Source organism: Flavobacterium sp. PL02, assembly GCF_035013205.1.
GTDB lineage: Bacteria > Bacteroidota > Bacteroidia > Flavobacteriales > Flavobacteriaceae > Flavobacterium.
This window is the reverse complement of the sequence record NZ_JAYGJP010000004.1, coordinates 369,548-389,837: the sequence shown is the minus strand read 5'-3', so window position 1 is coordinate 389,837 and position 20,290 is coordinate 369,548. Positions and strand designations below refer to the sequence as shown.

Annotated in this window: 16 protein-coding genes; 2 read left to right on the top strand and 14 right to left on the bottom strand. The window is 34.1% G+C overall.

Going from position 1 to position 20,290, the window contains the following annotated elements:
• Positions 1-32 precede the first annotated feature (32 nt).
• The 3 genes from SHI72_RS14965 to SHI72_RS14955 all read right to left on the bottom strand — a co-directional run bounded on the left by SHI72_RS14965 (position 33) and on the right by SHI72_RS14955 (position 2,525).
• Positions 33-269, bottom strand: a complete 237-nt coding sequence (locus SHI72_RS14965) for a hypothetical protein (protein ID WP_323490484.1) — start codon at positions 267-269, stop codon at positions 33-35.
• A 277-nt stretch (positions 270-546) separates the two neighbouring features.
• On the bottom strand, positions 547-1,536 hold the full coding sequence (locus tag SHI72_RS14960) for an AraC family transcriptional regulator (protein ID WP_323490483.1): 990 nt from the start codon (positions 1,534-1,536) through the stop codon (positions 547-549).
• 8 nt (positions 1,537-1,544) lie between these two features.
• Positions 1,545-2,525, bottom strand: a complete 981-nt coding sequence (locus tag SHI72_RS14955; RefSeq protein ID WP_323490482.1) for a helix-turn-helix transcriptional regulator — start codon at positions 2,523-2,525, stop codon at positions 1,545-1,547.
• A 374-nt stretch (positions 2,526-2,899) separates the two neighbouring features.
• Between SHI72_RS14955 and SHI72_RS14950 the strand changes: the two genes are divergently transcribed.
• Both SHI72_RS14950 and SHI72_RS14945 read left to right on the top strand, forming a co-directional pair.
• Positions 2,900-3,637: a hypothetical protein gene (locus tag SHI72_RS14950; RefSeq protein ID WP_323490481.1), complete on the top strand. Its 738-nt coding sequence runs from the start codon at positions 2,900-2,902 to the stop codon at positions 3,635-3,637.
• A gap of 436 nt (positions 3,638-4,073) precedes the next feature.
• Positions 4,074-5,615: a hypothetical protein gene (locus SHI72_RS14945; protein WP_323490480.1), complete on the top strand. Its 1,542-nt coding sequence runs from the start codon at positions 4,074-4,076 to the stop codon at positions 5,613-5,615.
• Between the two features lie 76 nt (positions 5,616-5,691).
• Here the strand turns inward: SHI72_RS14945 and SHI72_RS14940 are convergent, their stop codons facing one another.
• From SHI72_RS14940 to SHI72_RS14890, 11 genes are all read right to left on the bottom strand, one after another.
• Entirely contained in the window at positions 5,692-6,720 is a 1,029-nt protein-coding gene (locus SHI72_RS14940; RefSeq protein WP_039112085.1) for a rod shape-determining protein, read from the bottom strand.
• A 521-nt stretch (positions 6,721-7,241) separates the two neighbouring features.
• The gene (locus SHI72_RS14935) at positions 7,242-8,192 is read right to left on the bottom strand and encodes a heavy metal-binding domain-containing protein (RefSeq protein WP_323490479.1); all 951 of its coding nucleotides are present in this window, start codon (positions 8,190-8,192) and stop codon (positions 7,242-7,244) included.
• A gap of 342 nt (positions 8,193-8,534) precedes the next feature.
• Entirely contained in the window at positions 8,535-8,756 is a 222-nt protein-coding gene (locus tag SHI72_RS14930) for a heavy-metal-associated domain-containing protein (protein WP_039112086.1), read from the bottom strand.
• Between the two features lie 154 nt (positions 8,757-8,910).
• Positions 8,911-10,926, bottom strand: a complete 2,016-nt coding sequence (locus SHI72_RS14925; protein ID WP_039119723.1) for a heavy metal translocating P-type ATPase — start codon at positions 10,924-10,926, stop codon at positions 8,911-8,913.
• Between the two features lie 393 nt (positions 10,927-11,319).
• A complete protein-coding gene (locus tag SHI72_RS14920) occupies positions 11,320-11,736 on the bottom strand; it encodes a Fur family transcriptional regulator (RefSeq protein ID WP_323490478.1) in 417 nt (138 codons plus the stop codon).
• A 58-nt stretch (positions 11,737-11,794) separates the two neighbouring features.
• The gene (locus tag SHI72_RS14915) at positions 11,795-12,361 is read right to left on the bottom strand and encodes a DUF2652 domain-containing protein (protein WP_323490477.1); all 567 of its coding nucleotides are present in this window, start codon (positions 12,359-12,361) and stop codon (positions 11,795-11,797) included.
• Positions 12,362-12,393: 32 nt separating this feature from the next.
• Positions 12,394-12,594, bottom strand: a complete 201-nt coding sequence (locus SHI72_RS14910; protein ID WP_323490476.1) for a heavy-metal-associated domain-containing protein — start codon at positions 12,592-12,594, stop codon at positions 12,394-12,396.
• A gap of 368 nt (positions 12,595-12,962) precedes the next feature.
• On the bottom strand, positions 12,963-14,390 hold the full coding sequence (locus tag SHI72_RS14905) for an MFS transporter (RefSeq protein ID WP_323490475.1): 1,428 nt from the start codon (positions 14,388-14,390) through the stop codon (positions 12,963-12,965).
• A gap of 28 nt (positions 14,391-14,418) precedes the next feature.
• Complete coding sequence (locus tag SHI72_RS14900; protein WP_323490474.1) at positions 14,419-15,768, bottom strand: TolC family protein; 1,350 nt, start codon at positions 15,766-15,768, stop codon at positions 14,419-14,421.
• A gap of 23 nt (positions 15,769-15,791) precedes the next feature.
• The gene (locus SHI72_RS14895; protein ID WP_323490473.1) at positions 15,792-18,896 is read right to left on the bottom strand and encodes an efflux RND transporter permease subunit; all 3,105 of its coding nucleotides are present in this window, start codon (positions 18,894-18,896) and stop codon (positions 15,792-15,794) included.
• Positions 18,897-18,917: 21 nt separating this feature from the next.
• Positions 18,918-19,988: an efflux RND transporter periplasmic adaptor subunit gene (locus SHI72_RS14890; RefSeq protein WP_323490472.1), complete on the bottom strand. Its 1,071-nt coding sequence runs from the start codon at positions 19,986-19,988 to the stop codon at positions 18,918-18,920.
• Between the last annotated feature and the right edge of the window lie 302 nt (positions 19,989-20,290).

The following is a 20,290-nucleotide window of genomic DNA, read 5'->3' as shown; positions in this document are numbered from 1 at the left end:
ATATTGCTAAATGATATTTTATTAGGAAGTCGTTAATCTTCTGTGTACTTAATAGTGAAATTTGAATCGGTATATTCGAGTATGTAACTTCCTTTTTTTCTTAACAAACGCTTCTTTATAACAAGTTTTTCATAGATTCCAAAAGCCTCATGTTCCTTTGCTGTCAAGTCATGCTCGCAAGACCAATTTTTTAGTATATTTTTATAAACTAAATGCCCATTAACTGTATATTGCTCTTGATCTTTAATAGGTACTATTATCACACTCATTATTTATAGTTATAAATTTGTTCAGCTTCTTTGTTACTTTTAATAAATGAATGCTTCATGATTTTTTTTATAAACAATGCAATTAAAAGTACTTTGCAAAAGTATATTCGCACCCACTCTTTGAACTACCACACAGAACCATAAAATCAACATCAAAAGTTACATAAATGAAATAAGTAGCTGTCTTTTAGTTCTTTCTAGGCAAAAAAAATCCCGATTACTTTATGTAATCGGGAAATAGTATAATTGCTTTCTAATTGCAATTTATGGTATGAAATTATTTGAGTACAGTATTGGGCAAAACCCCAAAATAATCTTTATAAATAGACGAAAAATAAGTAGTTTTATTATATCCTAACTCAAAGGCAACATCGCTAATATATTTAAAATCACCGCTTTCTAATAACTCTTTTGCCAAAAGTAATTTTTCTCTTTTAAAAAATAATGCGGGGCTCATATCAAATATATTAGTATACAAGTTTCTGTATTTTGAAGACGACATGTTGGCAATATTTGCCAGAAATTCTATTCCAGGGAAAGGAATCAAAAGATTGGACAATAAATACTGCTGACTTTGCATAACTGCCTCAATATCTTTTTCTAAATGCGTTCCTGCATTAGGCATTTCTGAATTTAATCTTTCTATTAAATAACCTAATAAATTATAAGCTGTTCCTTTTAATAAAAACTCATAATTTGGATTATCTATAGTTTGCTGTTTTAAATCATGAATTATGACTTTACTTCGGCTATCGATATGTCCATAAAAGAACATTTTCTTTTTTTTATCATCAAAAACATCTCTGTAATCTTTTTCTAATCCAGCATTTTTAAAAAAAGTTTTCATATACGATTTCCTAATAAATAGCCTTAGTGAATACAGTCGCTCACCTACAGTACCTAAATAGGTGCTTTTAATATGATTATCGACAATAGCAAAATTTAGTTTTGATTTATATCCTATTTTATGGTTTACATCGTCTAGAACATGCCTGCTAAAGCTGTCGCTTAAATCATAATATACAATCCAAAAATCATCATCAGTAGGCATTCGTGTAAACCGAATTGGTTTATTTAATATTAGATCAATAATTATTACCGATATATCGGGATGAATTTCCAGAAAAGAGGATGAGCCACTAGCAATTTTTTCAGGAAAGTACATGTTTTTATCTACAACAGTACAGCCTAGCTCATCAACAAACTTTTGACGCCATTCAGGAGTTAACGAAAATATATGTTTAAATTCAGGGATTAATTCACTCATAATTCTAGCTATAATAAACTTTGGTATTCTTTTGGAAAAATTCCATACTTATCATTGAATCGCTTTGCCAAATAAGAGATATTAGCATAGTTCAATTTCTCCGAAACTTCACTAACGGTATATTGTCCTGTTCCTAATAATTCTTTGGCGCGTTCTAATTTGTTTCCGTAAAAAAATGCTCCAGGACTTAATCCTGAAATCTTGGTAAATAATTTTTTGTATTTGGATGGCGACATAAATACCTGTTCTGCTAAAAATTCGACACCAGGAAAAACCCCATCAATAGATTCTAGTAGCAAAGCTTTAGAGGCAATAATACTTTTTAGATCATCATGTATTACTTTACTAATAATGAATTTTTTACTTAATAGTTGATCTAAGTAATTACCAATTAATTTATACACAAGCCCTTTAAAATAAAGTTCAAACAATGGATTTTCGTATGGTATTTTCCTGAAATCATTTATTAAAAGATAACTCTCAATATTCATCCGTCCCATACTGATAATAGTATTCTTTTCTGCATTAAATACATCTTGGGATACAGTTCTTAGACTGGGCATTTTATCCATATACTCTTTTAATGCAACTTTATCTATAAATATGCAGATAACATATATCCCTGTTCCCTTTACAACGGCATAATCTGTTTCTAAAACACTATCAATTATTGTAAAATTGTAATCTGATTTTCCAACTACTGCGGCTTCATTATCTAATATAAAGTCAACATTATGATTGGTAATATAAAAATACAACCCAACAAAACTATCTTTATCATTCTTGTATTTTAGCAATACAGTTTCTTTGTATGTAGTATCAATTACCATTGCTGCAATCCTATCTTCCATTGGTAAAACGTAATGTGTACCAGTGTAGATTTCATTGTTACCTTTAATAAAATTACCACTCACAGTTCCGCCCATGGCTTCTGCCAGTACATCAATCCATTTTGTTTCAGTAGAATAGCAATGTTTAATTATTCTCATAATAAAAGATTTATTATAAAAGTACTAAAATTTTTAAAAAAAATGACGGCTAATTTAACTAAGACATGTACGATTAAAGCATTGATATTTAGATTGTAGCAATGTGATTCCTAAAATTATTACGCATAGTTTTTCTTAAGTTGATTATTCTAAATAAAGAAAGACGGAGACAATAGAGATGTATATAAACGATGGTAAAGAGAAATATTTAAGCTATAAACGAACCAAATTAATCCTAATGTTTTCATAATTTGTACGTTTCTATAACCGTTTAAAAAGTTAAAAATACTTATATTTACTTTTTTGGTGATAAAACCCGATTACACGAATAGTAAATTTGAGTAGGTTAAGCCGATTAATTTTAAGCAGTCAAGATGGAACAAAATACCATATCAATAGCATCATTACCTTTAGAGGATAATCCTATACCGAATAATAAAATAATAAAAGCTGATTTATTACCCAATCCAGAATCCAGGTTAGATTCTATGGAAATGAAGGAAACACCTCTTTATGATTCTAGCATTCCGTATAGAGATTTAACGGATGTTGCTAGTAAAAAAGAAAGTATTGCCCGACTGATAGATAAATTAGATGTTGAAAAAAATATTAGATATCAAAGAACTGTAGAAGATACTTATTGTAATGTGTACTCTTACGATTATTGTTATTTTTCTAAAGTTTATCTTCCTACGGTTTGGTGGACTGATGAAGCTCTGGAAAATATATTGAACGGACAAGATGTGGAAGCTGTTTTTGAGCAAACCGTAGATCGCATTTATTCTAGTGCAATACACGACTGGTTTTTACAATGGGGAGCCAGTTTTGGTTGGGAAAGAATGTTTTCTGTTGATGAAATTCAGGAAAAAGTAAATGCAAATGGTGGAATCGGAATGATTTGTGCCAAAAGAAGAGAAAAAGGACTGTCTGGACATATAGTTCCTGTTGTTCCCGAAACAGATTTACATAAGGCATATCGTGAAAATGATGTGGTAGTGTATCCGCTGCAATCGCAAGCAGGAAAGCTAAATTATAATTACTTTTCTGAGGATAGAAAAGATTGGTGGAATGATGAGTTATATTCCTCTTATGTGTTTTATTACCATGAATAAAAAAACTTTTGCACTTTATTTTTAAATCCAAAAAAAGCATATTGATTTTCAATCTGTTAACAACTTGGAAATGATAAAACAATTCACTACTTTTGCAACTTAGAAAATACTAGGAATAGCAAAAGTTGTAATTAAGCTATCCTTATGCTTAAATTATTGATATAAAAGTGATTAATAACAATAGTAATTTTATAACCTTATTATAAAATTTTAGTTTTTTTTCAATTCATCAGTCGCTACAAGTACAAAAAATCTAAAATATATTTTCCTATATTTTTAAAAGTAAACGAAAACTTTTATAATGGAGGCAACAATGATGCTCAATCCGTTACAAGGTTTCTTGTGTCTAATTTAAACTGATTAGACTCTTGTTTGCGGATAAAAAGTATCATCTTAAAAAAAGTATTATCAACCATAAAAAAGAAAATTAGTATAAATGAAAGACAATCAGACAAAAAAATATTATTGGGGAATTGGATTAGAAAACGAAACCTATTTGCAATTTGAAGACCCCCTAATAGTTTCTGGTGAATTTATACAAGAAAAAATTGGATTTGAGAAATACAGTATTGATTATAGAAAATGCTATAAACCAGAAAGCCTGGCTCCTATTTTAAAAAAAGCTTTTGGATTAAATGAAAGCTATAAAGTAAGCCGAATGATGAATAGTCATTCTCTGGAAAAACTTGATATAAACTATCAACACAAAACATTATCACCAATAAAACCATTAATTGATACTGAAAATGGTGAGGTGATCGCAGAACCACTTGATAATCCTGATTATCTTGGAAAATCTATCATGGAACTTTTCCTTGAGGATCAACCGTACAATATTCAGAGTATGATTACCCAAAGAAACAAAACAATGGGTTCTGTTCATTTTGATGGTGATTCTATCGAATTTGTAACTAAATATTTTGAAAACAGAACAATAGCCGATTCGTGCAAAGAACTAAAAGCTACCAAAAAGTTATTTATTGATAAAATTAATGAATCACGTGTATTAAACGGAAAATTAAACTTTCCGGATTATAACAATGGTCTTAATATGTTTATGACCAATCAGGAAAATTTGGTTTTGTTTAATAACGGAACGTACCATTTTCATATTACTTTGCCTTCATTAACAGAAGATAGCAGAATTGTAGATTATAATGAATTTGAAAAAACACATGCCAATGCTATTTATTTGTTGCAATGGTTTGAGCCATTTTTTATAGCTACTCTTGGAAGTCCTGATATTATGGGAGTGATAAGTGATACTTATAGCATGGACAAAAAATTTACTTTGGGCTCTATGCGCAATGCAATGTCTCGATATATAGGTGTAGGAACTTATAATAAAGCAATGCCAAAAGGTAAAATTCTGACCTATAAAGTAGATGATTTTAGAAAATTACTAAAATTTGAAAAAGAAGAAAATGTTTGGTGGCGTGATCAGGTTGAATCTGATATGGAATATGAAATGCTTTCGGAAGTTGGTCTTGATTTTAATCAGGAAAAAATGTACCAAAGTGGTTTTGAATTCAGAAGTTTTGATGAGTTTCCAGCGCAGTACTTAAACGATGTTCTTTTTTCTATAATTTTAATTTGTGAGCATTCTTTAAACTTACCCGATGTACAATGGGGACATGATAGTAAAGCATGGAATAATCTAGTTTTTAGAACTTTAAAAACGGGCTATTTAACTGAAATTAATGAAGATGAAAAGAATGAAGTTTTAAATTTATTGCAAGTATTAAATCCTGCTGATAGTAATTATAATACGCTAAAAGCTGAATTTGATGCTATCATAATGTTAGATGAATTCTTCTTTAAAATTTTGGCTGTCTTACATGATAAATACAAAGACAATAATGTTTGCTTGGATTCTATGTACGGACAAAAAACAAACTTCCCTCCTAAATGGGATAACTTTAATAAATACCAAACAGAGAAACATTTAAAGCAAATAGGTTCTTTCTGTGAGAATTAAAAATTCTTAAGAAGTTTAAAAAAAAATCATACAACGCCATAAAATTATGGTATTGTATGATTTTTTTTGACTCCTACTATTTTATAAGTACGCTTTTATACTTAGCTATATCTTTTAAGACAGTTCCGGTACCAATAACTACGGCTCTTAACGGATCTTCTGCAATATATACTGGTAAATCGGTCTTCTGAGATATTCTTTTATCAAGACCACGTAACATTGCGCCTCCTCCTGCCAGATATAATCCGGTATTATAAATGTCGGCAGAAAGTTCTGGTGGTGTTAATGAAAGTGTAACCATTATTGCATCTTCAATTCTTTGTATTGATTTATCCAATGCTTTTGCAATCTCTCTATAGCTGACTTTTATTTCTTTTGGTTTCCCTGTAAGTAAATCTCTTCCACGAACCAACATATCATCAGGAGCTTCCTCAAGTTCTTCCATTGCAGCGCCAACTTCGATTTTTATCATCTCTGCAGAAGCATCTCCGATATACAAATTATGTTGTGTTCTCATATAATACAAGATATCATTGGTAAAGACATCCCCTGCAATTTTTATCGATTTGTCACAAATTATTCCTCCAAGCGCAATAACTGCAATTTCGGTGGTTCCTCCTCCAATATCAACAATAAGATTTCCCTTTGGGAGCATCACATCTAAACCAATTCCGATAGCAGCAGCCATAGGTTCATGAATTAAAAATACTTCTTTCCCGTTTACCCGTTCACAGGATTCTTTTACGGCTCTCATTTCAACCTCGGTAATACCACTCGGAATACACACAACCATTCGTAATGCGGGAGTGAAAAAACTTTTCTTTAGTTCAGGTATATTTTTTATAAACCAACTAATCATTTTCTCAGAGGCATCAAAATCGGCAATAACCCCATCCTTAAGTGGTCGGATTGTTTTAATATTTTCGTGTGTTTTTCCCTGCATTAAACTGGCTTCCTTGCCTACAGCGATAATTTTTCCGTTTCTAATATCTCTGGCTACAATAGAAGGACTGTCAACAACGATTTTTCCGTTATATATTATTAAAGTATTAGCCGTTCCTAAATCCATAGCTATCTCCACCATCATAAAATCAAATAAGCCCATAATATTGTTTTGTTTAAGAACGGTTATTGTTGCGGCTTTATTTTCTGCAAAAAATAAAATTCAAATGCGGCAATTAAATATGTTTAAGGATGGAATCTAGTTAAAAGGCACTAAATCATTCTTATACTAAGGTAGAACAAAAGATATGATTATTATGATGATTTGTTTTTATTAAATTATTTAATATTTTCTTAGTGTTAATTATCAAATTTTTTGTAAGGATTGGTTTATACTCATGATTTACAGGGGTATCTATCTGCCAATTTAAAGCATTAAGTTACATAGTGAGATTCATGAAATTAATATTACAGCAAAAAAATAACCATAATAAGAGAAGTAAGGTCATTTAAGTTTACGCCGATTAGGAGTACTTATATTCACTTATTTTTTCCTATTATGGTTAAAAGAATTTCACTGTATTCACTAAAAATTTTAGCAATACTTAAATAAATTTCTAGCAACACTTACAGTACTTTATCTATACAGCAAAATAAATTATTTTATTGGATAGTAGTTTGCTTTTAGTGATGAGCATGTTTATCATGATTATCGCCTGTAGCTTTAGGACCTTCAGAAACATTTACTGTAAAATCTGCTGTATGAAGTTTGCCATCTATTTTAAACTGTACCCACATTCTATAAATACCCGATTTTTTTACTTGAGTCTCTGCGTAAATTGGGAAGTTTTTATCAGATATTGGATGAATATGCAGGAAGTCTTTAGTTTCTTTAGCAACCATTACAATATGAGCGCTTGCTCCAAGATACTGTTCAATATCTTTCTCCTCTAGTTTCTTACCCCCTTTTTCTACAGTAAATTTTAGTAACTGACCTCTGTCTGTTTTTAAATCATTTCCGTTAGTTAATGTAACTGTATAATTATCAACTTTAGATACTAGTTTTTCTGTTGCCGTTTTTGGTATATCCAAAGGAGTTCCTTTTACTTCAACTTCCATCATTTTGACGTTACCAGACGCACCAACTGGTTTGTAATCGGTAAATAATAAATATTTGCCTCCACCCGGAAATGTCTCGGAAACACTATAAGTACCATCAGCTTGTTCTTTTGGGTGTATATGATCAAACCATGTTAATTCTTCATTCATAACCAAAAGATGCATCTTCATTTCGTGTACTACATCCATTGTTACATTTTTACCATCTTCGGTAACTGAGATTGATAAATTTGTTGGTTTTCCAGCCTGAATTACTTCAGGATTACTAGATAACTTAACATCAAAAGCTCTATCCTTCTTTGCTGCTGAAGGTTCTAATTCCATTCCGCATTTTGAACATTTTTCTCCTTTTTTTCCTGTTACTTCAGGATGCATAGGGCAAACATAATTAGCTTCTTCATTAGCGTGCTGATGTATATCCATATCTGATGTGTTTTGTTTCTTTCCTGTATTATTACAAGCTGATAGCATAGCAATAGATGCTGTTCCGAGCAATAAAATTTTTAGTTTATTCATACTATTTTTAATTATTTTAAAGGCTTTATTACCTGTTACAAAGTTCTATGTTTCTTAGAATCTAATCATTACACTTTTTCTAGTTTTATTTGTGACATTTACAGATAATTGATTGCGAACAAAAAATATCTTATAAATATTGCAACGGTTTTAACTGCTGGAACGCAATGTATTATCATAATTCGTATCACACGGTTGAAACCGTGCGCTATGGTTAAAATAGAATTTAAGAACTAAAAAGAAAGAGCCCGATGCGATATCGAGCTCATTCCAAACTGCATAACTGTAATAATATTGACTTTTTGTTTTTAACCTCTTTTGGAGCAAGGTGTATTTACAATACTAAACAGATAAAGGTTCCGCTTTAAAACCTTTACTTTTGATGATAGCAACAATTTCATCTTCTGTTGCTCCTTCTGATTGTACTGTAAGGATTTTGTCGGCATTATCAGTGTCTACATTCCATTCGCCAATACCTTGTGCGTTGTCCAAATCAGATTTTACTTTTGCTACACATCCACCACAATTAAGGGTTGTTTTGAATTGAAGATTTTTATTTTCCATTTTTATTGATACTTTAATAATTATTTGATACCGCAAATTTCCGTCAATTATGCTTCAATTCGTTTACAATATTCCTTATTTGATTTGTGATATTTACTGATTAATAAGTAAGTCAAAAGGTTTAAAGTTATAAAGTCATAAGGACTAATGTTATTTAAAACTTCATCTTTTGAATCCTAACAGCATTTAGTATAGCTAATAGCGCAACTCCTACATCGGCAAATACAGCTTCCCACATGGTAGCAAGTCCACCTGCTCCGAGTATAAGTACAATGGCTTTTATAGAAAATGCCAGTATGATGTTTTGCCAGACTATTTTTTTGGTTTGTTTACCAATATTTATTGCCATTGCAATTTTTGATGGCATATCATCTTGTATTACAACATCGGCAGTTTCTATGGCAGCATCACTTCCTAAGCCGCCCATTGCAATTCCTGCATCACTCAGAGCAATTACTGGAGCATCGTTTACACCATCGCCCACAAAAGCTACACTGCCGTTACTGGCTTTGATTTCTTTTACTTTATTCACTTTGTCTTCTGGTAGTAAATCTCCGTAAGCATTATCTATTCCTAATTGTTTGGCAACGTAATCTACAACGGCACTTTTATCACCACTAAGCATAGTGACTTTTACATTCATGCTATGTAACTTATCGATTGCTATTTTTGCATCAGCTTTAATGCTGTCTGAGATTGTGAGATAGCCTACAAATTTCCCATCGTAAGCAATAGCAATAACCGTGTACACAATGTTTGCTGTATCTGCATCATGGCTGATATTAAATTTATCAAGTAATTTAAAATTACCAACAAGCAATTCTTTTCCGTTTACAGTCGATTTTAGTCCGTGTCCGGCTATTTCTTCCGTCCCTACTAAATTGATGGTATTATCTATCTCGCCAACATAGTCATGAATGGCAGTTGCTACAGGATGTGTACTTTGACTTTCGAGCGCATTGACCATTTTAAGGATTTTGTCTTTATTAAGCTCGGGTTTTATAATTACTTCCTGAACTTTAAAAACGCCTTCGGTCATTGTTCCTGTTTTATCAATTACAACATTCTGAATATTAGCAAGAATATCCAAAAAGTTAGAACCTTTAAATAAAATACCATTATGACTTGCTGCTCCAATACCTCCAAAATATCCTAGTGGAATAGAAATTACCAAAGCACAAGGACAAGAAATAACTAAGAATACTAATGCTCTGTACAACCACTCACTAAAGACATAATTATCTACAAATATTGCTGGCAACAACGTAATCGCTATAGAAAGCAATACGATAATAGGTGTATATACTTTGGCAAACTTACGAATGAACAATTCCGTAGGTGCTTTTTGAGCAGTTGCATTCTGTACCAGCTCCAATATTTTACTAAGTTTACTATCCGAATAGGCTGTGGTTACTTTTACTAAGCTTATAGTGCTGCCGTTTATCATACCTGCCAATACCGTTTCGCCTTTAGATTTCGTGTCGGGTTTACTTTCTCCCGTGAGGGCAGCAGTGTTAAATGAGGCACTTTCCGAAATCAGTTCGCCATCTAACCCTAATTTCTCTCCTGGTTTCAACTGGATGATGTCCCCTATTTGAGCATTTTCTGCTTTTATAATAACCGTTTTGTTATCTCTCAGTATGGTAACTTCATCTGGGCGTTGATCCAGTAGTGATTTTATATTTCCTTTGGCACGAGATACCGCAAGTGTTTGGAACACCTCGCCTACTGCATAAAATAACATAACAGCTACAGCTTCGGGATATTCGCCTATGGCAAAAGCACCAACAGTAGCAATTACCATAAGAAAGAATTCTGAAAAGAAATCTTTGTAGCGTATACTCTCAATCGCTTCTTTAATCACTGGTAACCCAACAGGAATATAAGCTATGATGTACCATGTCAATCTTATCCAGCCCGTAAACCAAGTTTGTGGAAAGTAATTATCGAAGCCTATCGCAATTAACAATAACGAGAGAGATATAATAGCAGGCAAAAATAACTGAAATGCCGTTTTGCCTTCGAGGTCGTGGCTGTGATCATGATCGTGTCCGTGACTATGGTCATGCCCGTGATCATGGTCTTTTTTAGTACTATCGCACTGGTGTTGGTACGCTTCTTTTTTTTGAGGTTTTACATGATTATCTGTAGTGCAGCATTGCTTTGACATATCTATTAGTTTTTAATTCTATGGCAAAGTTATAAGTCTGTTTTGGGAACCTGGTTGCAATTTATACTTCTGAAATCAAAAATCGTTAGTCAAAAATCTGAAATCAATTTTATTAAGTTAAGGAAAAATATATAATCTTGTATAGAATAAATTTATCGTAAAAACGCAAATTTTTTACAAACATCAATTATCCATGAGGTTGCATTTCTAGCCCTGATAGAAGGGAAAATCCTTTTTTATTGTTTTTCTCAATAAAAAAGATTTGGAATGATAGCAGGAAATAGCTCCTAAAAAATCTTTATAAAATAAATTATTTCCTGACTGTAGGGCAATTCAAGGCTTGAGATAAAGGATTTTCTAATGATATAAATACTAGTTTATTCTTGATAAAATCTAAAAAAATTTGGAGCAATTTTCGCAAATTCCTTTCATTACAAAATTGACACTTTCTAATAAAAACTTTTCAGGAAGCTGAATTGGTGGTATAGAAATACTTTCGAGACAATACGTATTATGGCAACGGTTACAATTAAAATGAACGTGTAATTCTCCAACGGTACACATACAGGTTTCATTACAAATTGAATATTTCATTGATCCAGAACCGTCGTCAATGTTATGAATAAGTAAGTTTTCATGAAACAAAGACAAGGTTCTAAAAATGGTCGATTTATTCACGGTTTCTAATTCCGTTTCCAGATCTGTCAGGCTAAAAGTTTTTTTAAATTCAGTCATTGTTTTAAATATCAATAACCGTATTGATGTTGGCTTTATATTCCTGTTCAATAATCTTTTTTCTAAGCTTTCCATTTTATACTTTATTTAGGCTTCTATTACAAATTTAAGAAAATAGCGAACGTTCCAAACGTTACAAATAATGTATATAACCAATCTCTGGTAAGTACATACAATTATCGCAAGTGTCATATTCGATAGTTGCTTTAGCCGGTTGTTCAAAATTGGCTTTTAAAAAAGCATCTGAGAACAAAGCATACGGCGGAAATTTAGCAATATGATTTTTAAGCATTTTGTGAGCTTCTACAACAGGCGCTCCGTAAAGTTTCTCAAATCTGCCAATTTTATATTTAGTAAAAGTACCATAATGCACAATGATTTTTAGGGATAAAGGAATTTCCATAGAAAGCTGTAATGATAGTCTGGCTATTTCTTTTTTAAAGTTGTTGTACATTACTTCAATTTGAGTTAATGTAGTGCCAAACGACGGTATTTTGTGGTATTTGTAAAATAATATGGCATCACCTTCAATCTCCGAAACTTCTAAGGATAATGTGTTGCTGTCTATTATTGATTTTAGCAGACTTTCGGTTATGTATTTACCGATAAACATATTGGTATTTATTACAAAATCTGTAAAACCAGATATGTCTGGAATCATCACCATTCCTGTTTTATATTGTGCAGTATCATTTTTCATAATTCGGATTACAGCTGGGCTGATTACTATTATTAATTACCAACAGTGTATCCCGCCTTTTTAATAGCTTCTATAAGATTTTCTGCAGCATCATTGTCTTCTACAGAAGCGGCTAGTTTTCCAGCTTCTATTTTTTGAATTTGAATTCCATCTATATCTTTGATAACAGTATTTACTCTAGCCTGACAATGTTCACTTTTCATATCAGGTATACTTAATATTATATTTTCCATTTTGCTTTATTTTATTATACAAATTTCAGAATTGTACCACTATTTTTCATGGTGTAATTCCTTGTTTGATTTATAATATTTACTGATTGATTGAAGAAGGTTCAGAGGTTCTGAGAGGCAAAGGTGCAAAGGTTTTCCTGTAGAGACGCACCGCGGTGTGTCTTAAAGAATGTATTTATAAAGGTTCTGAGATTCTGAGAGGCAAAGGAGCAAAGGTTTCTTGTGTACCGCAGATTTATAGAAAATTATTTTTCAAAAAAAGACCCCATTATTAATCAACTTCTAAACTATTAAAGAAGGGGATTAAAAATGAGGTCAAAAAAATGGTTTGTTTTAAGAATTTATAAAGCTCGTTTTTTGAATAGCATTTATTGTTTAAGCGTTTTTATAGAAAAAGCTGCTATAATTGCGGCAATGGCACATATAACGGCTGCGGAGAAAAAAGCCGTCTGGAAACCTGCGTTTAATGCTGCAATATCAGTTTCACCCATTGCTTTAAGAGTATTCGTTTTTGCTGCTGAAATAGCTACAACAATACCCAGTCCTAAAGCCGAACCTACTTGATAACTTGTATTAACCAAGCCAGAAGCAAGTCCCATTTCTTCGGGTTTAGCTCCAGACATTGAAGCAATAGTTCCCGGAATATAAGCCAATGACATACCAAGTGCGCCCAATAAAGATGCAGGCAAGACATTGATTAAGAATGTTCCGTCGGGCGGAATTGTGCTAAACAGAAGAAGTGATCCTGTAAGTGCGATTAATCCAGCTATTAGATTTGCTTTAAAACCAAATTTAGCCACCAACTTTCCTGTAACACCAACCATTAAAAACATGATAGCAATTGTCATTGGTAATAAAGCCAGTCCGCTATTGAAGGCAGAATAATTCAGCGTTTGCTGCAAATAAAGATTTAGAAAAAACCATAACGGAATCCATCCTGCGGCCATTAAAGCCATTACTAGATTACCTCCCGAAAGATTTGGAACTTTAAAAATGCTCATAGGTACTAATGGTTCTTTCTTCTGTTTCTGAACAATAAAGAAAACAAGAAATAATAACAAAGAAAGACCTAGTAAGCCAATGGTTTGTAAAGACTTCCACCCTGCTCCTTCTCCCGACACGATTGCATACACCATTACTACTAATGCTGTTGTAGCTAGAATTGCTCCTGCAATATCTACTTTTCCTTTGCGGGTAGCACCAGCAAATAATAAACTCTTGCTATATGCTAATACTATAAGTCCTACGGGAATATTAATTAGGAATATCCAATGCCAAGAAAGCCATTGAGTAATTGCTCCGCCAAGGAAAACTCCTGCAGAACCTCCCGCAGCGGCAGATGCTCCCCAAAAACCTAATGCTTTATTGAGTTCTTTAGGGTCAGTAAATTTAGATAATACTAAAGTAAGTGCTGCCGGAGCAATAAGTGCCGAACCTAAACCTTGTAGAGCTCTTCCTGTATTTAGCGCTGCTTCTGACCATGCCACGCCAGCCAAAAGTGATGCGGCAGAAAGGATAATGAATCCCCACATAAAAATTTTACGTGCACCAAACAAATCCGACAAACGCCCGCCGAGGAGTAAAAAACCTCCGAATAGGATAACGTATGCATTAAATATCCATTGCAAGCCACTTTGCGAATAACCAAGATCCGCTTTTATTGCGGGCAAGGCTACCCCAATAATTGAGGTGTCCATAATTACTATAAATTGTGCTGTGCAAAGCAAAAAAAGTGCCGACCATCGTTTGCTATATGGTGTAGGTTTGTCTATTGGTTGTTTATTATTTTTAGTCATATTTTTATTTAATTGTTTTAGTTAGTAATTATAGAGTTAGCAGTCCAAGGGCCTGTTGTAATTCTACATGTAGCATTCGCAGGTTATATACGGCGTTTAGGTAATTTATTTTGGCTTGTGTTAGTGCTAGTTCAGCATCTGTTAATTCAAGTCTTGAGCCTAAGCTATTTCTAAAACGATCATCAATCATTCGGTAGTTTAATTCTGCCGATTTTACCGTTGTTTCCTGAATGTCTAATTGCGTTACTGCTTCTTTCCATTTGCTTATAATCGTAGCAAGTTCGGTCTTAACTTCATCTTTTAAATCGTTTAGCAATATGTCTTCTTGCTGCGTTTTAATTTTTGCTTGATTAATCTGAGATTTAGTACGGTTACCATTAAAAATAGGTACGCTAAGCTGTAGTCCTAAGAAAGAAGTTTTTGGCCAGGCATATTCGTTAAATTCCATATCATCTGCCTGAGCTTGTATCTGATATTGCCCTATTAATGCCAGCTTTGGTAATAGTTCTGACTGAGCTGCCTTTAATTTTTTTTGCTGAAGATCAATAGTCAGTTTTTGAATATTCAAATCTTTCCTATTTTTATCAGCAATTAGCAATGCTTCATCAACTTGATAAAATTCGCCTTGACTTACTTTTATGTTATCTTCAAGGTTGTCTGTCAGTTCAATTTCTCCTGAATCTTCTAATCCGATGAGTCTTTTTAATTCAATGCCAGATACCTCTATATTATTTTTTAAATAAGAAACAGATGATTTTAAATTTGCTACAGCAATAAAACTCCTTAGCGTATCTGATTTTAGTCCTCTGCCTTGCGCAAATAGCGATTTTGAATCTTGAAGCGCTTTGATATTACGTTGATGGCTTTGTTGAAGTAAACCCAGTTGTCTATTCATCATCAGTATGTTAAGGTAGCGACTGGAAACCTGAAGTGCTACCCGACTTTTTAAATCGGCTGTTTTTTCGTCTTGAATTTTCTCGTTGATTTTAGAAGCTTTTGTAAGCTGATGTGTCGCTGGTGCAAAGATGGGTTGGTACAACGATACGAATGCATTATAAGTATTTCTTCCGCCAACAGCGAAATCCTGCACTGCTTTATCTGTGCCTACAAAGGAACCTGGGAGGAATATAACCTGCCTGTCAAAGTAATGAGAAAAGCCTGCGTTTGCCGAAATACTGGGCAGCAAACCACCTCTTGTTTCTCGGGTCATTTCTTTAGCATTTATTTCTTCTAATATTTGAACCTGTATTGCTTTGTTTCCTTGTTTTGCCATTTCTAATGCATCTGTGAGAGCCAGCTTTTTTTTCTGTGCATGCACTGCATTAGCGCTGCTTAGCAATAGCAGCGCTGTAACTATGTGTAAGATATTTGTTTTCATTTTATCTTCTTTGAGATTTAAAATCATGATTCTATGGCTGGACTGTTTGTGTCTTCAGAATCTTCTTCTACAATAACAACTTCTCCTTTTTTGCTTGACAAATAAGAGTAAACTGCCGGGATGATAAACAATGTTAATATTCCCGAAAAGACAAGTCCTCCCACAATAACAATTCCTAATGACTGGCGGCTGTTAACGGTAAGCGCAATAGGTAATGCTCCGAATATCATGGCTAGCGATGTCATTAAAATTGGACGGAAACGCTGCTCTGCTGCCTGTATTGCGGCATCGTATTTAGAAAGTCCTGTATCTTTTAGATGGTTGGCAAATTCTACAATAAGGATTCCGTTCTTGGTAATTAATCCTACCAGTGTAATAATCCCGATTTGACTAAAGACATTTAAACTCTGACCAAACCACGATAGGCTAAGAATCGCTCCTGTTACTGCCATAGGTACGGTTAACATAATGGTTAATGGATCACGAAGATTTCCGAACTGAGCAGCTAGAATCATATAAATAAGCAATAATGCAAGGACTAGTGTAAAGGCGATATTACCTTGACTCTCGTCATAATCTCGCGATTGACCTGCTAATGAACTTTTGAAATTTTCTCCTAACACTTCTTTCTTAATCTTTTCGATTTCCTCAATTCCTTCTGCAAGGCTTACCCCTTCTGCTGTTGCTGCCGATACTGTAGCCGATATATATTGGTCGTATCGATATATAGCAGCTGGACTTACTGCCTCTTCTGTTGTTATAAGGTTGTTCAACGGAATCATCTTACCTGTTGTTGAACGAACATAGATAGCGCTTAAATCACTTTTGTCATTTCTGTGTTGTCGGTCTAATTGTCCAATTACTTCATACTGACGATCGTTGCGCAGGAAATATCCGTAACGCTGTCCTGAGAATGAAAGTTGCAGCGTATGAGCTACTTCTTCCATAGATACGCCCATTAAGGCTGCTTTTTCTCTGTCAATATTTATTTTTACCTCTGGTTTATTAATCTTAAGATCAGCATCAACAAATAGAAGTTTTTTGCTTTGGCGTGCTGCTGCCAGGAATTTAGGAAGCACCGCTGTTAGACTATCAAGATTTGGCGATTGTAATACATATTGTATTGGCATACCTCCTCCATAACGACTTCCTATAGTTGGAGGTAAATAAGGAAATAAAAGAAATCCTCTAAACTTACCCGAAGCTGCACCATATTGATTGTATAAATCCTTAATACTTGATTTTCTATCTTTAGGGTCTTTAAGATAGATACTTTGTACAGCAACATTAACAGGTGCTGGAGCAGGAATAAATGAGATCGCAACCATCGAATAGGTTTGATATAAACCATCGGTAGAATCGTTTACATATTTTCCAACTTCGGTCATGTGTTTTTTCATATAATCGAAAGAAACACCTTCGGGAGCAACGGCGATTAGATTCATGTTCGAACGGTCCTCTATCGGTGCTAGCTCAGAAGGAAGTCCTTTGCCAACAAGATAAATAAGTAAAGTTGTGCCAATTAAAAATACCCACGCTAACCATCTAAATTTCATAAATGTGATTAACAAACTAGCGTATCCATTATTCATACGGACGAAAAAAGGCTCAGTCACACTATAAAACCAGCTAGGCTTTTCTTCTTTCTTCAAGAAATAAGCACTCAGCATTGGAGTAAGTGTCAGTGCTACAAAAGCCGATACCATTACAGAACCTGATACGACAATAGCAAATTCCTTAAATAGCTGACCGCTGATTCCTCCCATGAAAACAATCGGCAGAAATACTGCTGCCAACGTAATGGTAGTAGAAATAACTGCAAAATAAATCTCCTTAGAGCCTTTAAACGCTGCTTGTATGGGCGACATTCCTTCTTCTATTTTTTTGTAGATATTTTCGAGTACTACAATAGCATCATCGACCACCAATCCTATGGAAAGTACTAATCCCAAAAGGGTAAGTATATTGATAGAAAAACCAGCTATATACATAATGAAAAATGCGGAAAGAATAGAAACTGGAATCGCTAATACTGGTATGATTGTAGATCGCCAGTCTCTTAGAAATAGAAAAATAATTAATACGACTAAACCAAAAGCGATAAAGAGTGTTTCTTCTACTTCTTTAATAGATTCCCTTACAGAACGGGTATAATCAAAACCTACTATTAAGCGGTATTCAGATGGGATATCTTTTTTTAGCTGATCTAATCTTCTGTAAAATTCATCTACTACTTCTATAGCATTTGCACCACGTTGTATCTGGATAGCCACACCTACACCCACGCGGTTAAGACCTCCAGTTTCATTGATGATAGCCGTACGTTCGTTTACTTCTCCTAATTCGGCAGAGCCAATATCTTTTAATCGGATTACTCTATTATCAACTTGTTTGATGAGCATTTCCTCAAAATCTTTTACGGAAGTAAGACGTCCCATTGTACGAATACTTAGTTCGCTATTATTCCCGTCTATCCTACCCGCAGGCAAATCAATGTTTTCTCTTAATAATGCCTTACGGATATCTTCGGGAGTTAGTTGATAAGCAGCAAGTTTAGACGGCTCAAACCGAAGACGCATTGCGTATTTATGTTCTCCCACGATAGCAACATTATTGATTCCGGGGATAGACTGTATTCTGTCTTTTATTGTAGTAGATGCGAGGTGACTCACCTCTTTTATGTCTTTGGTATCGCTTTCTACTTCAAGAAATGCTACCAGATTGTCTGGCGAAGATGCTTTTTGTACAATCGGCGGATCTACATCTGTAGGAAGCTGTTTTCGTGATTTGGCAACTTTATCCCTGACATCATTTAATGCATCTTCAATATTTATTTCACGGTTAAACTCTATCGAGATAACGCTTACCTGTTCCCTGGATTCGGAAGAAATGGTGCGTATTCCATTTGCTTCCGATATAGATTCTTCCATTGGTCTGGTAAGCTTAGATGCGATTACATCTGGGCTTGCACCAGCATAGAAAGTAATTACCGAAATTACTGGTGGTTCTGTTAATGGGAATTCTCGAATCCCTAATTGTTTCCATCCTATTATTCCTAAAATAACAATGAGGAGGGAGAATACACCGGCTAAAACCGGTTTTTTTATGCTTAAAGCTGATATACTCATAACGCTAAAATTTGAATTTGATTAATTGGGTACAACGGCTTTTACAGGGGTACCATCTCCTATGCGCAGCATATTTGAAATTATGATACTATCGCCAGTCTTAATCCCAGATGTGATAACAGCATCCGTTTCTGTCCTATTACTGATGGTTACTGCCACAGGTTTTGCTACTCCATTTTTTATTACAAAAACAGCATAACCTTTATCACTTGGCGACAAAGCTTCTGTTGGTATCATTATACCTTTTGCTCCTTTCTGAGTGACACTGAAATAAACTTTTGCCGAAAGGCCTGCACGAAATTTTCCGTTTGAATTATTAGTTATGGCTTGTACTTGTAAGCTTCTGCCTTGAGCGTCAAGACCCGGTTCGGTAGCATTGATAGTAGCCGAATATTCTTGATCAGATAACTCAGAAGTAAATCTTACTTTGTTTCCTGTTTGTATCAACGGCAAGTATTTTTCTGGAACAGAGAAATTGATTTTGATACTGCTTTGATCTTGCAACATTACTAGTTCAGCTCCAGGCGATACGTAAGCCCCAAGATGTACTTTTGAAATTCCGATTTTTCCTGAAAATGGAGCTCTAATTACGGTTTTGGCTAAGTCTACTCGAAGGAGTTCTTGCTGTGCAATCAAGGATTGGTAACGCATAACTGCCTCGTCGTTTTCCTGTGGTCTTACAGTTTCGGTTTTTAAAAGATTAGCCATTCTGTCTTTAGTTAATCGAGCCAGTTCTAGTTCGGCACCAACCTGTTTTAACCGCGATCTGATGTCGGCATCATTTAGTTTGTAAAGCACAGCTCCTTGGCTTACGTAACTACCATCTTTAAATGCCACATGAGTGATCTTTTGAGGGAGTTCGCTCACAATAGAGACTTCGCGATACGGCATCATCGTTCCCACTACAACCTCTTGCTGATTGAGTTGTTTTTCTTGGGCAATTATAATGTCAACTGGTAGTTTGTTGGCATCCGCCGTTGCTGTTGCATCTTTTTCTGGTGCTTTTTCAGTTTTGTTCTCACAAGCAATCAATAAGATGCTCAACAAGGGAACTAAAATTCCCAACCTTTGTGTAGTATGTTTGTATAACATGTTCTTTTTTTTAATTATCCAACTAACTATTAAATTTCAATGTCAAAATTACAGTGAGATGCTAACGGGCTTTATACACAATTACAGGTAAGAGTTGTGAGATTTACTTTTTGTTTAGAGGTTCAAAGGTTCAAAGAAAGGTGCAAAGGTTCAGAGGTTCAGAAGTACAAAGGTTTTCGTAGAGGCGCATCGCAGTGCGTCTTAGGTTTTAGGGGAAGAAAGGTTCAAAAGAGAAAGGTTCAAAGCTTTTGAGGGACAAAGATTCAAAGACGCAAAGGTTTTCCGTAGAGACGCACCGTAGT

Bases quoted from the DNA above. Each gene is read 5' to 3' on its own strand.
- SHI72_RS14965 (WP_323490484.1), bottom strand. From the start codon at position 269: ATGAGTGTGATAATAGTACCTATTAAAGATCAAGAGCAATATACAGTT.
- SHI72_RS14960 (WP_323490483.1), bottom strand. From the start codon at position 1,536: ATGAGTGAATTAATCCCTGAATTTAAACATATATTTTCGTTAACTCCT.
- SHI72_RS14955 (WP_323490482.1), bottom strand. From the start codon at position 2,525: ATGAGAATAATTAAACATTGCTATTCTACTGAAACAAAATGGATTGAT.
- SHI72_RS14950 (WP_323490481.1), top strand. From the start codon at position 2,900: ATGGAACAAAATACCATATCAATAGCATCATTACCTTTAGAGGATAAT.
- SHI72_RS14945 (WP_323490480.1), top strand. From the start codon at position 4,074: ATGAAAGACAATCAGACAAAAAAATATTATTGGGGAATTGGATTAGAA.
- SHI72_RS14940 (WP_039112085.1), bottom strand. From the start codon at position 6,720: ATGGGCTTATTTGATTTTATGATGGTGGAGATAGCTATGGATTTAGGA.
- SHI72_RS14935 (WP_323490479.1), bottom strand. From the start codon at position 8,192: ATGAATAAACTAAAAATTTTATTGCTCGGAACAGCATCTATTGCTATG.
- SHI72_RS14930 (WP_039112086.1), bottom strand. From the start codon at position 8,756: ATGGAAAATAAAAATCTTCAATTCAAAACAACCCTTAATTGTGGTGGA.
- SHI72_RS14925 (WP_039119723.1), bottom strand. From the start codon at position 10,926: ATGTCAAAGCAATGCTGCACTACAGATAATCATGTAAAACCTCAAAAA.
- SHI72_RS14920 (WP_323490478.1), bottom strand. From the start codon at position 11,736: ATGGAAAGCTTAGAAAAAAGATTATTGAACAGGAATATAAAGCCAACA.
- SHI72_RS14915 (WP_323490477.1), bottom strand. From the start codon at position 12,361: ATGAAAAATGATACTGCACAATATAAAACAGGAATGGTGATGATTCCA.
- SHI72_RS14910 (WP_323490476.1), bottom strand. From the start codon at position 12,594: ATGGAAAATATAATATTAAGTATACCTGATATGAAAAGTGAACATTGT.
- SHI72_RS14905 (WP_323490475.1), bottom strand. From the start codon at position 14,390: ATGACTAAAAATAATAAACAACCAATAGACAAACCTACACCATATAGC.
- SHI72_RS14900 (WP_323490474.1), bottom strand. From the start codon at position 15,768: ATGAAAACAAATATCTTACACATAGTTACAGCGCTGCTATTGCTAAGC.
- SHI72_RS14895 (WP_323490473.1), bottom strand. From the start codon at position 18,896: ATGAGTATATCAGCTTTAAGCATAAAAAAACCGGTTTTAGCCGGTGTA.
- SHI72_RS14890 (WP_323490472.1), bottom strand. From the start codon at position 19,988: ATGTTATACAAACATACTACACAAAGGTTGGGAATTTTAGTTCCCTTG.